The organism is Escherichia sp. R1, from assembly GCF_003000935.1.
GTDB lineage: Bacteria > Pseudomonadota > Gammaproteobacteria > Enterobacterales > Enterobacteriaceae > Escherichia > Escherichia coli.
In genome coordinates this window covers 145,615-160,557 of the sequence record NZ_PSRU01000008.1, presented here as the reverse complement: position 1 = coordinate 160,557, position 14,943 = coordinate 145,615, and the positions used below count along the sequence as shown (strand labels likewise).

Annotated in this window: 10 protein-coding genes; 2 read left to right on the top strand and 8 right to left on the bottom strand. The window is 52.5% G+C overall.

Annotated features, from left to right (window positions below; genetic code table 11):
- Nucleotides 1-400 precede the first annotated feature (400 nt).
- The 6 genes from ygjK to ebgR form a co-directional block, all read right to left on the bottom strand.
- Nucleotides 401-2,752: an alpha-glucosidase gene (gene ygjK, locus C4F37_RS12050; protein WP_000695487.1), complete on the bottom strand. Its 2,352-nt coding sequence runs from the start codon at nt 2,750-2,752 to the stop codon at nt 401-403.
- Between the two features lie 16 nt (nt 2,753-2,768).
- Nucleotides 2,769-3,839: a protein YgjJ gene (gene ygjJ / locus C4F37_RS12045; RefSeq protein ID WP_000767656.1), complete on the bottom strand. Its 1,071-nt coding sequence runs from the start codon at nt 3,837-3,839 to the stop codon at nt 2,769-2,771.
- Between the two features lie 133 nt (nt 3,840-3,972).
- A complete protein-coding gene (locus C4F37_RS12040) occupies nt 3,973-5,406 on the bottom strand; it encodes an amino acid permease (protein WP_001285432.1) in 1,434 nt (477 codons plus the stop codon).
- A gap of 62 nt (nt 5,407-5,468) precedes the next feature.
- Entirely contained in the window at nt 5,469-5,918 is a 450-nt protein-coding gene (locus C4F37_RS12035) for a beta-galactosidase subunit beta (RefSeq protein WP_001219954.1), read from the bottom strand.
- On the bottom strand, nt 5,915-9,007 hold the full coding sequence (gene ebgA, locus C4F37_RS12030; protein WP_001082856.1) for a beta-galactosidase subunit alpha: 3,093 nt from the start codon (nt 9,005-9,007) through the stop codon (nt 5,915-5,917). Before ebgA ends, C4F37_RS12035 begins: the two co-directional genes overlap by 4 nt.
- Nucleotides 9,008-9,190: 183 nt before the next feature.
- Entirely contained in the window at nt 9,191-10,174 is a 984-nt protein-coding gene (gene ebgR / locus C4F37_RS12025) for a transcriptional regulator EbgR (protein ID WP_000212475.1), read from the bottom strand.
- A 218-nt stretch (nt 10,175-10,392) separates the two neighbouring features.
- Between ebgR and C4F37_RS12015 the strand changes: the two genes are divergently transcribed.
- Entirely contained in the window at nt 10,393-10,725 is a 333-nt protein-coding gene (locus tag C4F37_RS12015) for a tRNA-binding protein (RefSeq protein WP_000450594.1), read from the top strand.
- Between the two features lie 41 nt (nt 10,726-10,766).
- Here C4F37_RS12015 and ygjG read toward each other — a convergent pair whose 3' ends face one another.
- Nucleotides 10,767-12,146: a putrescine aminotransferase gene (gene ygjG, locus C4F37_RS12010; RefSeq protein WP_001375279.1), complete on the bottom strand. Its 1,380-nt coding sequence runs from the start codon at nt 12,144-12,146 to the stop codon at nt 10,767-10,769.
- A 417-nt stretch (nt 12,147-12,563) separates the two neighbouring features.
- On the opposite strand from ygjG, the gene aer reads away from it, so the two are divergent.
- Nucleotides 12,564-14,084: an aerotaxis sensor receptor Aer gene (gene aer, locus C4F37_RS12000; RefSeq protein ID WP_000094721.1), complete on the top strand. Its 1,521-nt coding sequence runs from the start codon at nt 12,564-12,566 to the stop codon at nt 14,082-14,084.
- A gap of 153 nt (nt 14,085-14,237) precedes the next feature.
- On the opposite strand, the gene nfeR is transcribed toward aer, so the two are convergent.
- Nucleotides 14,238-14,861, bottom strand: a complete 624-nt coding sequence (gene nfeR, locus C4F37_RS11995) for a DNA-binding transcriptional regulator NfeR (protein WP_000018003.1) — start codon at nt 14,859-14,861, stop codon at nt 14,238-14,240.
- Nucleotides 14,862-14,943 lie beyond the last annotated feature (82 nt).

Sequence of the window (14,943 nt, the reverse complement as noted above, 5' to 3'; positions counted from 1 at the left end):
TGTTATGTGGTCGGATGAGTTCTAATTTAGCCGTCGCCGGAGAAAAGGGAAAAGGGGAGTGCGGGGTTTGTGATGGGATTCAAAAAGAATACGCCCGGTGATAACGCCGGATGCGACGCTTGTCGCGTTTTATCCAGGTTACGGAATTGCACATGTAGGGCGGATAAGGCGTCCACGCCGCATCCGCCAGTGGCGCGGTGCAGATGCCGGATGCGACGCTTGTCGCGTCTTATCCGACCTACGGGAACGCACATGTAGGGCGGATAAGGCGTTCACGCCGCATCCGCCAGTGGCGCGGTGCAGTTGCCGGATGCAACGCTTGCCGCGTTTTATCCGGCCAGGAGGATTGCACATGTAGGGCGGATAAGGCGTTTACGCCGCATCCGCCAGCAGTTGCAAATTATTGCTTACGGAAAAAATCGTTATACAACATATACAAATGCGCGGCACTCCAGGAGAAATTTGGTGCGCCTTGCTGTGCGCCTGTCAGCGGGTTGTAATTTTCCTGAATTGGTCCATCGGCGGTTAACCCTTTGGCGTGCCGGAAGAACGTATCCGCCAGCTTCAGGGCATCATCACGATAACCGTAACGCTCCATCCCTTTCAGACCAAACCAGAACTGATCCACCCATACGCGCCCACGCCAGTAGATATCAGCGCCAAAAGCCGGATTGGTTAACGCCGCCGTTCCCAGCGGGACAAAGGTGTTGAACTCTTTAGGATCGAGCATCACCTTCACCACCGCGTCGGCATTGGCCTGCGTTGCCGCACCGTTAAACAGCGGCGACCAGCCTTCCGGCCCTTTACCGCGCTCAACAATCGGTTTGCCCGCGCAGCCGTTCGCCAGTGGTTTATCTTCAATACGTACGTCATAGTAGAACTGGGTAGTCGGGTCGAACATACAGGTGTTGATGTAGTCCGCGAGCTGCTGTGCCAACTGGCGATAGCGTTTGGCCTCTTCTGGCTTACCGAGGATGGTTGCCATCTCCGCCAGATAATGGTTATCGCTGTACATATAGCTGGCCTGATCCACCGACTCCTGCAATAGCGAGTAGCCCAGCAACGTTCCGTCCTGACTGCGGTTTTCGGCGAATTTCACCGTCCAGTCGCTACGTTTGCCGCCATTAGCGACATATTTATCCAACTGTTCTTTGTCGATAAACCCAAAGACGGCGGCATCATCACGCCCCGATTCCCACGATGCAGCAACCTGTGCCGGAATTTCCAGACTGTCGTACTGGCCTTTCTCCACCACGCGGGCGTAGTTGTTCAGCCCAGACTGCGTCTCTTCTTTATCGCCTTTTTTCACCGTAAACAGCATCTCGCCGCTCTCAGTGTTGTGGGCTTTGTCGCGGGTCGCGCCATATTCCGGCACGCCGTTGCCGTTGTGATCGCGGTTACGTAACCACCAGTCGTGATAGGCCACCAGTTTCGGGTACATCTCTGCCACCCAGGTTTTATCTTGGGTGACGTTATACACTTCCATCACCGACCAGGCGGCAAGGCTGGGTTTGGTATTACGTTCGTTCCAGTTGCCGCCATCGCCACCACGCTCGGGGCTAAGGTTCCACGCTATCAGGTCGGGGACAAAGCCCACATCCTGCGGACGCACGCTATCGCCAGGCTGGATCTGCCAGGAGAAGACCGCGCGGATATTCTCTTTGGCGATGTCCGGATTGAAATGCGCCATCGCAAACGCCTGCTTCCAGGTATCCCACGGCCAGGTCTGATTGCCGGAGAACCAGCGCCCGGTCACCGACGGTGTAACGGTGTTAAATTTCACCGCACCGCCCGGTGAGCGCCAGTTACCGTTGAGCGTTTCGATCGCTTTCACCGCGACGCGCGTCTGTTCCGGCGTCGCATCCGGATTGGTTAACCCTTTCTTCAGGTATTCTTCCCAGCGTTGCTGCGAGGCGGTGAGATAAAACGCCGGACGCGCCAGAATATCGCGGATCTGCATTTGCTCTTTGCTAACTTCCTGAGCGGTCAGCAGATGGGAATAGGTGGTGTAGAGCGTGGTCGAACCGTTGATATGCGCCTTACTGGTAAAGCGATTACCGTTGATTTCAGTCTGCACCGGCAGGGATTTATGCACCTGATATTCCGATTCGCCGGAGGTCAGCAGATCCCAGGTGGCGCGCACTTTGCCAAAGGTGACTTTCAGGCCATCACGGGTGGCGCTGATTTTGCGCTGATAGTCAGGGTATTCGCCAGCAATGGTTTTATCGGAAAGCGGTTTCCCTTCTTTCGCTTCCAGTTTTTCCAGCAGTTCGCCGTCCCACACCAGATCCAGCGGTTTATTGCTGGTGATTTTGGTTTCCAGTAGTGACGTGCGCGGCGTGGCGAAGCGCAGAGTCATTTCGACTTGCACATCTTTTGCTGTCAGTTTTTGCACCAGCGCACCGGGAATACTGTATGCCTCCAGCGTAAAGTCGACTTTCTTGCCGTCCTGCCAGACGGTCAGGCGGTCGAAATTGCTGGCCATAAAGTTGATGTACTCTTCCGTCAGCAGCGCAACGCCCGGAAAGCCGCCCATGGTGTTAGGGCCGTCTGGCAACAGATGACCATGCCAGGCTCCGAGATCGAAAAACGGATTAAAACGCTGGTGATCGTCGTAATCGTAATCCTTCATGTACTGCGGCGCGCCAGTACGGTTAATCACGTTTTTATAATTGTCGGCGTTAGCGGCATGGGCGGAAAAACTTATCAGCAGAGCGCAGGTTACTGGCGTTAAAATAGTTTTTATTTTCATGAAATTACAGTCCTTATTACCAGTAGAAATATTGCATCAGGAAGATTTGGTCGCTGGGATCGTGAGAGGCATTTTTCATGTAGAAGCGGCTATCAAAAGCCGTGACGAAACGTCCGCCGCCGTATTCGTACCAGATACCAAACTGCATGAAAGAGGTGGTTTCATCGTCAGCGTGGTCAGGGCGATGTTTGGCGTAGGTGTAAGCGGTGGAGAGATAAACGCCCTTTAACGCTTCATACATGGCGCTCACCATCATCCCACTTTCACTTCCCGGTACGTCCAGCCCGTCGGCGCGTCCGGTATGGTGCCAGGCGCGAGCGGCAAAGTTAGGAGTTAGCAGGCCCGTGAGATAGAGCTGTCCTGTGCCGTCGGTGATTTCCAGACCGTTCATCCAGGTGATGCCTTCGGCAAGGTCATACTGGATGTAACCGTTCATCATTGCCGGATAGGTGTATTTGTCGTCATAGCGATCGTATTTGCCAAAATGTAGCCAGGCTTTGCTTTCATCATGATGTCCGGCAGGAGTCGCGGTGACGCTATAACGAAAGTTGCCGCTTAAGTTCTGTACCTTCAGCGCAGTCATAATGTCGCGGGTATTGGGAATGACGTAGCCCAGATCGGGGGTGAAATCGCCCCACCATTGCAGGTCATCCAGCGAGGAATCCTGACGCAGACTGAGCATGATTTCGGTGCCATCATTGGTACGATAACCGCCATAGAAACGGTTAATTCCGCCCTCGAAACCACCCCAGCTATGGTCTGGCACCCAGGCATTGCCGTCGTGGTCGGCCTGCACGGTCCAGCCTTCGCCGTAAATCAGGCCGAACCAGGAGCCGTACTTCATCTCCAGGCCACCTTCAATATAGGTACCGTCGCTGTATTTATGTTTATTCTCACCCTCTAAATCCATATATCCACCAACCCCTAATTCGCCGTAAAAACGAAATGAAGGAGAAGATGTCGAGGTAATTGCGGGTGTTTTTGTGTCGTCATGTTCTGCCGGACGTGCTTCTTCTCCTGCCGCAGAAAAGGCGTAGCAAAACGGCAGAGCAAGTAATGCTCTGCATGGTGCAGTGATTAATTTCATTGTGTTAATCCATGAGCTAAAGAAAAAGTACAGCCTTTTATCGTTGTAATTATAAAAATATAAAGGCAGAAACTATTTTCCCTCTCCTCATCCAGGAAGAGGGAAAATGCCTGCTCATTTTTTATTATTCTGCTTAATCAACATTGCTGGCTGGCGTCGCTTCAATATGGCGCTCTTCAGCCGTTAATCCCTTTATATATTTACTGTATTTCCACCACGCAAAGCCAAGGAAGATAACAATACCGCCGACGTTATAAAAAATGATGGTCAGAATATTCGCGCCAGTCGGGAATGTCGAAGCGACAAACCCTACGGCAAATATCGCAATCAGCATTGAAACAACGATAATACCGGTGCGGCGGGAGCCCATACGGAAATCGCGTGGCAGGTGATCTAATTTGGCGCGTAAATTCAGGTAAGCCAGCATGATGAATAACGGCGGAAGCATGGACGCTGCGGCGGTCATATTAATAATAGTATTCATCAGATCCTGCACGGTATTGGAACCGAGCATCGGGATAATCATCAGCGGGATGACGATCAGGAACTGGATCCACGCTGCGCGCGCCGGAACGCCGTTTTCGTTCAGTTCGACGGTTTTCTTACCAAAGATGCCTTCCGGGATTTCGGAGAAGAAAATTTTCACCGGCGTTGCGGTCCACATCAGCAGGGAACCGAACATCGCGGTAAAGGACACCAGACCGACAAAGCGATTCATCAACGCTTCCGGTAGACCAAAATACGCCGCCATGCCGTGGAATACCTGCACCGATCCGCCGGTAAATTTCAACTCTTTGCTGCTGACGAAGACGTTAATCAGCACCGAGGAGACGGAATACAGTACGCCGATAAAAATCCCGGCGAGGATGATCACTTTAACGAACGATTTCGAACCGCCTTTGACGTCGTTAACGTACACAGCGACGGACTCCGCGCCACCTGCGGCCATAAAGATCCAGGTGGTAACGCCGAGGAACGCCCAGTTGAAGTTCGGGATCATCGCGTCAACGGTGATGGCGTCAGCAGGCTGTACGCCGCCAACCAGCGCCGTACCTGCCAGTAAAATGTAGGAGAGCGTTAACAGCAGCATCAGCGTTGAAGTGACGGAGGTAATTGGCCCCAACATTTTCGCCCCGTTGGTGGAAACCCAGGTGGAGAAGGCGAACAGCACCATACTGATAATGGTGGTGGCAACCGGCGTCATAATATATTCGTATCCGAGGAAGGCATACGAAGCATAAGCAATAACGCGCGGCAACAGTGAGGTGAAAAAGAACAGGTTTACGAACCAGTAGGTATAGGCAGTAATAAATGCCCAACGTCCGCCCAGCGAACTTTTTACCCACGCGTAGACACCGGCTTCTGAGTTTTTATTTAACGAAACAAATTCTGCGATGATCAGACAGAAGGGAATAAAATAAAAAATCGTCGCGAGGAAAAACATCGGTGCCGAGGCCAGTCCAAGCTCAATATTATTATTGATAACGTTGTTAAAGCTGTAAACGGCGGCAAAAGTCAGCGAGAGCAAGCCGAATTTGCCGATTGTATTACGTTTGGTATCAGACATAACACATCTCCGAAAATGAGTAGGGTAGCGGTGGCGGCAAACTCCTTTTGCCGCCGTAGTTGTTATTTGTTATGGAAATAACCATCTTCGATGGTGACTTTGAGAACCACTTTTTTGACCGCGTTATTGCAGATAAACCGATACGCTTCATGGATATCGCAAATAACGATTTGCCCTTCGTGGACCTCAACGGTTTCTCCGCAGCCTTTTAAATATTCACGGTCAGTTTCATCACGATAATATTCCACTACCTGTAATGTCTCTTTCGGCGCATATTCAATTTTTTGCTGCCCTTGCAGGTAGTAATGCACTTCAAAATAGCGTCGATGCCCGGTAAATAGCGCATCGGTCGCGGAGTCTGTCTCCACGCGGTAAGTCAATGAGTCACCGATGGAGTGGGCGACGCCAGGCTGAATGTTGTCGATATTTTCAATCGCTTCAACGCAGCGTTGCCACTTCTTGCCAGAGGCGTAAATCTGGCGGAACTGTTCTAAGTTATCGATGATCCTCATTGCTTATTCTCGCTGTGCAAATTCGTGGAAAAGAACCCTGCGCCGAACTCATACGACGCCAGGCTTTGCGCGGTAGCTTCTCCGCCAGAAACCGGCAGCAACGTAAAGCCGTAGCTGAAGTCACGGAACCAGACGCGCCAGGAGTCCAGCACCTCGCTGCCCCAGGAGTTGGAGCCGAGGCCAAGCAGCTGGTGATCGAGGTTCAGGGTGATGTCATCACTGCGCTGCAGCTCGTTACAGTGCTGGGCAGCGTGGATGTTTTCCTGGGTATAGTGCCAGGCGCTGAAGTTAATTGGGCGCTGCGGAACCACCAGCAGACCGTTACCGTGGCGGTTAGTCAGTGCCGTCCAGCGGACATGCTGACGGTTACCGTTGTTCTGCGGGAAGGGATAGTTCTCGAACATGGCATCGACGGTGCTGCGCCAGATATCGATGATGTTAGCCTGCTGGCTGTCGGCGTAGTTTTCGCCCGGTCCACGACCGTAATACGCCACCTGATCGTATTCGCCGTTAATTCCCATGGTGAAACCGATGCACGGAATGATGTGCGGATAGTCGCCGTAACGCTCGCCGGAAAGCGCCACGTTAACCTGGCCATCGGCAGCGATGCGCCAGATGTAGGTGCAGCGCATCCCGAAGTCAAACACCGGCGGGGCAATAACTGTGCGGCTGATGATCAGCACTTCACCATCGCTCTGTTCTACGGCAAAGTCGCGCAGATGTTCCTGCATGATCTGCAAATGATTCGGTTGCCACAGCCCTTCGTACTCCTGCTTGTGGTTGTCGATCATCGGCTTGAAGAAGTTGATCTTTGGCTCGCGAGTCAGCAGCGATTCGCCATTCACCTGCCAGGATGTCGGTTTGCCACTCATTTTTGAGAAGGTGATCGCGAAGTTGTAGCCGCGAACGGTGCAGCTCAAACGATCGTCTTCCAGCGTCAGCGGACGCGCATTATTTGGTGCGAAAGGCACTGGCTGCGCGGTGTTTTCCTTCAGCGGGAACTGATAAGTGGCGATAGGGTGTCCGGCTTCGCTGTAGCGGGTGCGGGAATCTTTGGTCACCGTAATGTTGAGGAACGCTTCGCGGGCGTCCAGCTGCGGCAGCGTGATCTGCAAGGGGGCTTCGCTGTTCGGCGCAACGTCGCGCAGTTTAATCTGCTGCGTCGCGAGCGTTTCACCTTCGGCGCGCACCTCTGCGTGCAGGGTGTAGTCATCAAGCGTGGTAAACCACAGTTTATTTTCGACTTTCAACTCGCCGCGAGTCAGATCCCGCGCGTGGATTTTTACCGGCGCGATAACCTGTTTGTACTCTTTCAGGCCCGGTCCCGGCGTCTGATCGGAATAGATCAAACCATCAAGACAGAAGTTATAGTTGTTGGGATAGTCGCCGTAGTCGCCGCCGAATTTATACCAGACATTGCCGTGGTCGTCCTGTGCCTGGATCCCGTGGTCGCACCACTCCCAGACATAATGACCCTGAATGCAATCGTGCTTATAGAAGACGTTCTGGTACTCCGTCAGCCCGCCCGGTCCGTTCCCCATCGCATGAGCATATTCACAGATGATGCGCGGCTTCGGATGCGGGTATTCACCAAACTCATTCATCAGCGGCACGCGGGTGTACATGGTGGAAATAATATCGACCACTTCAGCATCGCGATCTTCTTCGTAATGCACCAGTCGCGTGTCATCCAGCGCTTTCGCCGCATGGTACATCGCGCGGATGTTACAGCCATAGCCGGATTCATTGCCCAGCGACCAGATGATGATCGACGGATGGTTTTTCTGCGCGTGGATATGGCGAACAATGCGCTCGACGTAGACTTTTTCCCACTGCGGATCGTCGGTAATACGGCTAATATCGCCGACATTAGCAAAGCCGTGCGATTCGACGTCGGTTTCCGCCATCACAAACAGGCCGTAGATATCACACAGTTCGTAAAAACGCGGATCGTTCGGGTAGTGAGCGGTACGCACGGAGTTGATATTGTGCTGCTTCATCAACTGGAGATCTTTCTCGACGCGATCCATTCCAACGGCGCGGCCTTTGCGATGATCGTTGTCGTGACGGTTGACGCCGTGCAGCATCACATAACGGTTATTGATCCAGAACAGACCGTCGCGCACTTTGATATCACGGAAGCCAACGCGTTGTGGCACCACTTCCAGAACGTTGCCGTTGGCGTCTTTCAGCGTCATGACCAGATGGTAAAGATAAGGGGATTCTGCTGACCATTGCTGCGGCTGTTCGACAGTAAAAGCAAAGCTGGCGCTGGTCAGTTTTTCAATTGCCAAATGATCAATGGCGCTGCTGTGCACCACGCGTTCGCCATCAAACAGGGTATATTCCAGCGTCGTGACGACAGGGGAGGCGGCGAGATTTTCCAGCACCACTTCGCAGGAAAGCGTGGCATCGCAATAGGCTTCGTCAAAGTCGGTACGCACAGTGAAATCGTTAATATGCGTTAGGTGTTTTCCGACCAGATAAACATCGCGGAAGATCCCCGCTGACCACCACATATCCTGGTCTTCCACGTAGGTAGAGTCCGCCCACTGCATCACGCGCACACACAACAGGTTGTCGCCGGTTTTAACCATCGCGCTGATGTCAAACTCTGCGGTCAGGCGACTGCCCTTGCTGAAACCCACATACTGACCGTTAACATAGACTTCAAAATAGGTTTCGACGCCGTCAAATTTAATCAGCGTCTGTTTACCCTGCCAGCCGTCGCTGAGGGTGAAAATACGTTGATAGGCACCGGTTGGGTTATCGCTGGGGACAAACGGCACATCGATGGGGAACGGAAAACCTTCGTCGGTATATTGCAGTTTGCCGTGACCTTCCATTTGCCACATGGCGGGGACGGTAATATGCCCCCAGTCAGCCATTAACTCAGAGGTGAAGGCTTCTGGTACTTGCAGCGGATGGTCAAAAAAGTGGAAATTCCACTGACCGCTTAAGGGCAGAAACAGGCTGCTGGTTTCGCGGGCAAAGGTACGCGCTTGCGCAACAGAATCATATGAAAAAAAGTACGCACGCGGCGCAAGTCGGTTTTCGTGGGTGAGCTGAATGTTTTCCCAGCGATTCATAGGGCCTCCCGGTAGAGAGAAATCGGAACCATTCATGGTGATGGTAGTTTGTGTAATTGCTGGGGAGTTTAGTAAAATTTTTACTAAAAAGTAGCAGGTAAATGCATTTACTTTAACTGGATCACGAAAATAAACGGCAGCACTGTCCGGCAAAAACGATTGCCGGACAGTGTGTAAGGGGATTTAACGGGTCGTGCCGCGCAGTTTTAATTTGCTGGGAACGAAGACTAACAGCGGCAGCGCGCGACCATCGCGGGCTTTTTCATACACCAGGTTAACGCCCTGACTTCCCATCATCTCGGAATGGATGCGCACGGTGGAGAGCGGCGGAAAGGTAAATCGCGCGGTGGGGATATCGTTAACGCTGATAAGCGAAATATCCTGTGGGATGTTCAGGCCTCGTTCATGAATTGCCCGCAGTACGCCGATAGCAATGGAATCGGAAGCAACAAACAGTGCCTTCGGATAGTCTTCCCGCGCCAGCATTTGTTTTGCCAGTTCATAACCCGACGAACTGGAAAAACCGCCGCGCCAGATATCCTCTTCGCGTACCACTTGTTTCAGTCGGCCATATTCCGCAAAGGCGACCTCACGAATATCCGCCTTGCCAGGCTCATCTTCACCGCCAATAAAACCAATACGATTAACGCCCTGGTTGATATAGAAGTCGATGATTTCTTTACTGATGCGTGCCAGATCGATATCCACCGCATCGTAACCGCTGCCGGGTTCGTGAAAGTCGATAAAACAGATATTGTCGGTCAACGCGCTGGCAGCGGCGCGCAGGGCGGGCGTGGGTTTGCCGACAATTAAAATACCGGTGACGTTTTTAATGTCTGGTAAGCCGCTGTGTTCATAACAGTTGGTGAGCTCGATGCCCAGCTTTTCGCACTGGGTTTCAATGCCGTGGCGGATCGCCAGATAGTAAGGATCGTTGATCTCCAGCTCCTGCTGGTAGCTGTAGATAGCCAGAATATGGTGTTGGTTGACTGCACCTGTCTGGAGTTTACGGGCACTACTGGTCTTGTACTCCAGCTTTTCGGCGATCTCGAGAATGCGATGTTTCGTCTCTTCTTTCACATTCAATGTCGGATCGTCATTTAAGACCCTGGATACTGTCGCCAGGGATACGCCAGCTTCGATTGCGATGTCTTTTAGTGTTGCCATGTTTACCTTTTTTACTTTCCCTGATGTGCGCCCCCATTGTAGAGGAAGTGCTTATCGGGTCACCTGTTTTCAGTAAATAAAGCGCGTTTCTTTGACGCTGTAACGGTAACACAGCGGCTCACGAATGTGATCACGCCTGCATTCTCCATTTTTAGCCTACAGGATTGAGAAAAACTTTTGCTATAGTTTAGTAAAATTTTACCCTAAGGGAGGAAGCAATGGAAACCGTGGCTTACGCTGATTTTGCACGTCTGGAAATGCGCGTCGGAAAGATTGTGGAAGTGAAACGCCATGAAAACGCCGACAAGCTGTACATCGTACAGGTTGATGTGGGGCAAAAAACGCTGCAAACCGTGACCAGCCTGGTGCCGTACTACAGCGAAGAAGAGCTGATGGGGAAAACGGTGGTGGTCTTATGCAATCTGCAAAAAGCGAAAATGCGTGGTGAAACGTCGGAATGCATGCTGTTGTGTGCGGAAACCGATGACGGCAGTGAAAGCGTGCTGTTAACGCCGGAGCGGATGATGCCTGCGGGCGTACGCGTCGTATAAAAAGATCGGATGGCGACGTCGTATCGCCATCCGATTTGATATTACGCTTCTTCGACACTTACTCGCATGGCCGCCAGCGCCTTACGCGCCGCTTTGATCACCAGTTCACACTGTTCAATGGTCAGTGTCAGTGGCGGTTCAATGCGGATCGTTTTGGCGTTATTGAGCGTTCCGGCCACCAGTACGCGCTGGCGGAACATCTCGCTGGCAAAGTTATAGCCGATTTCGTTATCAACAAACTCAATCGCCATCAACATCCCTTTACCACGCGCTTCCTGTACCAGATCGGGATATTCCCGCGCCAGTTGACGGAAACCGTCCAGCAACATATCGCCTTTTTGCTCAGTCTGAGCCGGTAAGTTCTGCTCCAGCAACACATTGATGGTCGCCAGCGCCGCCGCACAGGCCAGCGGGTTGCCGCCAAAGGTGGTGGTATGCAGGAATGGGTTGTCGAACAGAACTGAAAACACCTCTTCAGTGGCGATGGTCGCGCCAATCGGCATCACGCCGCCGCCGAGCGCTTTGGCAAGGCAGAGGATATCCGGCTGTACGTTCTCATGCTCGCAGGCGAACATCTTGCCCGTGCGCCCCATGCCCGTTTGTACTTCATCGAGGATCATCAGTGCGCCGAACTCATCGCATAGCTTACGTACGGCGGTGAGATAGCCCGGCGGCGGCAGAATTACGCCACCTTCACCCTGAATCGGTTCGAGGATCACCGCAGCCACATCATCACCGGTTTTTTTGCACTCGTTAAGAGCCGTGCGCATGGCTTCGATATTGCCAAACGGCACATGACGGAAGCCCGGCAGTAACGGCATAAACGGTTTGCGGAAGGTCGATTTCGCCGTGGCCGACAGCGCGCCAAGTGATTTACCGTGGAACGCGCCGCTGGTGGCAATAAAAGTAAACTTGCCGCGCGGTGACTGGTAAGCTTTCGCCAGCTTCAGCGCTGCTTCAACGGACTCGGTGCCGCTATTACAGAAGAAGCTGTATTTCAGTTTACCGGGCGTTAGCGCAGCAAGGGTTTTCGCCAACATCGCCCGTAACGGATCGAGCAGCTCCTGGCTGTGCAGCGGTTGTTTCGCAAGTTGATTCTGTACGGCGGAAACCACAACTGGATTACGGTGCCCCACGTTGAAAATTCCAAAACCTCCCAGGCAGTCGATAAACTCCTGGCCCTGGGTGTCGACAAGCGTATTTAAACTTCCCGCTTGCCACTCTACGGCTCCGTAATCCCCGCCGGCGGTAACAGATTTGCGATACTCTAAAAACCCCGGATTGACATGCTCTTTGAAGTATTCAATCACCTCTCGGTTAAGTGCTTTCATCTCCTCATGATCCAGCGTTCGCTTCTCAATGAGATTCAGGGCGTGGGCGCTGCACGCTAAAGCCGATGCGCTCGAAGGTAACCTGTTCAAAATATGCTCCGGAGGCTCGCGTATCACATGATACCGATTTAAGTATTGCAGGGATTGCGCCACTCCGGCTGCGATCGCGAAAATCGGGATAAACACAAATTCGGTTATCATTTGTGCAATATTTAATGCTATCTGTTAACATTTGTTGTTATTTTGCACGGTTTTTGTCGGGTATGGATTTGATGATTGCTGCGCAAATGCACGTTTTCAGGGCAATAATTGCCTGATTTTTGGGCAAGATAATTAACGTTTTCGTATAGTAACAGAGTGAAAGTATTTTAAATCAAGGAATTAGATTTGTGTTTAAATCGCAAATTGCGATCTAAATCAAATTAATCGGTTAAAGATAACCGCAGCGGGGCCGACATAAACTCTGACAAGAAGTTAACAACCATATAACCTGCACAGGACGCGAACATGTCTTCTCATCCGTATGTCACCCAGCAAAATACCCCGCTGGCGGACGATACCACTCTGATGTCCACTACCGATCTGCAAAGCTATATCACTCATGCTAATGACACTTTTGTGCAGGTGAGCGGCTATACCTTGCAAGAGTTACAAGGGCAGCCGCACAACATGGTGCGTCACCCGGATATGCCAAAAGCGGCGTTTGCGGATATGTGGTTCACCCTGAAAAAAGGGGAGCCCTGGAGCGGCATCGTGAAAAATCGCCGCAAAAATGGTGACCATTATTGGGTGCGGGCCAATGCGGTACCGATGGTGCGCGAGGGAAAAATCAGTGGCTATATGTCGATTCGTACCCGGGCGACGGATGAAGAGATCGCGGCGGTGGAGCCGCTGTACAAAGCGTTGAACGCCGGACGTACCAGTAAGCGTATTCATAAAGGCCTGGTGGTGCGTAAAGGCTGGCTGGGTAAACTGCCTTCATTACCGCTTCGCTGGCGGGCGCGTGGAGTGATGACCCTGATGTTTATCTTGCTGGCGGCCATGCTTTGGTTTGTTGCTGCCCCGGTGGTGACGTATATCCTCTGTGCGTTAGTGGTATTGTTGGCAAGCGCCTGTTTTGAATGGCAGATTGTGCGCCCGATAGAAAATGTTGCCCATCAGGCACTGAAGGTGGCGACCGGAGAACGTAATAGTGTTGAGCATCTGAATCGCAGCGATGAGCTGGGGCTGACATTACGTGCGGTAGGGCAACTTGGCCTGATGTGCCGTTGGCTAATTAACGATGTCTCAAGCCAGGTGTCCAGTGTCAGAAATGGCAGTGAGACGCTGGCGAAAGGCACCGATGAACTGAACGAACATACCCAGCAGACAGTTGATAACGTTCAGCAAACGGTGGCGACCATGAACCAAATGGCGGCGTCGGTGAAACAGAACTCTGCCACGGCGTCGGCTGCCGATAAACTGTCAATCACTGCCAGTAATGCGGCAGTGCAGGGTGGGGAGGCGATGACCACGGTGATCAAGACAATGGACGATATCGCCGACAGTACCCAGCGCATTGGCACCATTACTTCGCTGATTAACGATATTGCGTTTCAGACCAATATTCTGGCCCTGAATGCGGCGGTGGAAGCGGCGCGTGCCGGCGAACAGGGCAAAGGTTTTGCAGTGGTGGCAGGGGAAGTGCGTCATTTAGCCAGCCGCAGCGCTAATGCTGCCAACGATATTCGCAAGCTGATTGATGCCAGTGCTGATAAGGTGCAATCCGGTTCGCAGCAGGTACACGCCGCCGGACGGACGATGGAAGATATTGTGGCACAGGTGAAAAACGTCACCCAGTTGATCGCCCAGATTAGCCATTCAACGCTGGAACAGGCCGATGGGCTTTCCAGCCTGACCCGTGCAGTGGATGAGCTTAACCTGATCACCCAGAAAAATGCCGAGCTGGTGGAAGAGAGTGCGCAGGTGTCGGCGATGGTGAAACACCGCGCCAGCCGACTGGAAGACGCGGTGACGGTACTGCATTAATCGGTATGCCGGATCCGGCGGTTGGAGCACAATGCCTGATGCGATGCTGGCGCATCTTATCAGGCCTGCGGGGTGTGTAGCGGGTGTAGGCCGGATAAGGCGCGTCAAGCGTCGCATCCGGCAATTGCACCGCGCCACTGGCGGATGCGGCGATTAATCCAGTTGCGTAATATCAAAAGCGGCGCGGTCGATCACCGCAATGATCTTTTTTATTTGTGCATCACTGATATCGCTCTGGTTGACGCGTAAATCCAGCACCGCTTTAAAATTATCCAGCGCCCGCTTCATTTGCGGGTTCTGGCGCAGCGCCGCGCCAACGCAACGCGCTTTGATGCGTTCTTCAATCATCTCCACCTGTTCGCGGTTTTCTTCCAGCCACTGCGCGCCTTGTTCGGTCAGCGCAATCTGCTTCTTACCTCCTTCCTCTTCGCGGATGGTAATCAGCGACTGCTCCTGCAGAAAATCCAGCGTTGGGTAGATGACGCCCGGGCTTGGGGTGTAATTCCCCTGGGTTAGATTCTCAATCGCTTTAATCAATTCGTAACCGTGGCTGTCATCGCGCGAGAGAATATCCAGAATCACCAGACGTAATTCACCGTGACCAAAGAAACGTTGCCGACGACCGCCGCCGCGACCGTGGCGACCACCGCAGCATTGACCGTGTTCATGCTGGTGACCGTGTCCGCAGTGCTCGTGTTCTGACTTCTCACCTTTGCAGCAGCCCTCATGGCGTGGCTGGCCTTCATGTTTACAACACCCTTCGTGATGATGGCTCATATCAGCCTCCTTTTGCTTAATTAGATATATCTAATTTATATCTGATATGAGCGTTCTTGCAAGTGTAAAAATGATTTTTAAA

Coding starts and splice junctions, on each gene's coding strand:
- ygjK (WP_000695487.1), bottom strand. CDS start 2,752: ATGAAAATAAAAACTATTTTAACGCCAGTAACCTGCGCTCTGCTGATA.
- ygjJ (WP_000767656.1), bottom strand. CDS start 3,839: ATGAAATTAATCACTGCACCATGCAGAGCATTACTTGCTCTGCCGTTT.
- C4F37_RS12040 (WP_001285432.1), bottom strand. CDS start 5,406: ATGTCTGATACCAAACGTAATACAATCGGCAAATTCGGCTTGCTCTCG.
- C4F37_RS12035 (WP_001219954.1), bottom strand. CDS start 5,918: ATGAGGATCATCGATAACTTAGAACAGTTCCGCCAGATTTACGCCTCT.
- ebgA (WP_001082856.1), bottom strand. CDS start 9,007: ATGAATCGCTGGGAAAACATTCAGCTCACCCACGAAAACCGACTTGCG.
- ebgR (WP_000212475.1), bottom strand. CDS start 10,174: ATGGCAACACTAAAAGACATCGCAATCGAAGCTGGCGTATCCCTGGCG.
- C4F37_RS12015 (WP_000450594.1), top strand. CDS start 10,393: ATGGAAACCGTGGCTTACGCTGATTTTGCACGTCTGGAAATGCGCGTC.
- aer (WP_000094721.1), top strand. CDS start 12,564: ATGTCTTCTCATCCGTATGTCACCCAGCAAAATACCCCGCTGGCGGAC.
- nfeR (WP_000018003.1), bottom strand. CDS start 14,861: ATGAGCCATCATCACGAAGGGTGTTGTAAACATGAAGGCCAGCCACGC.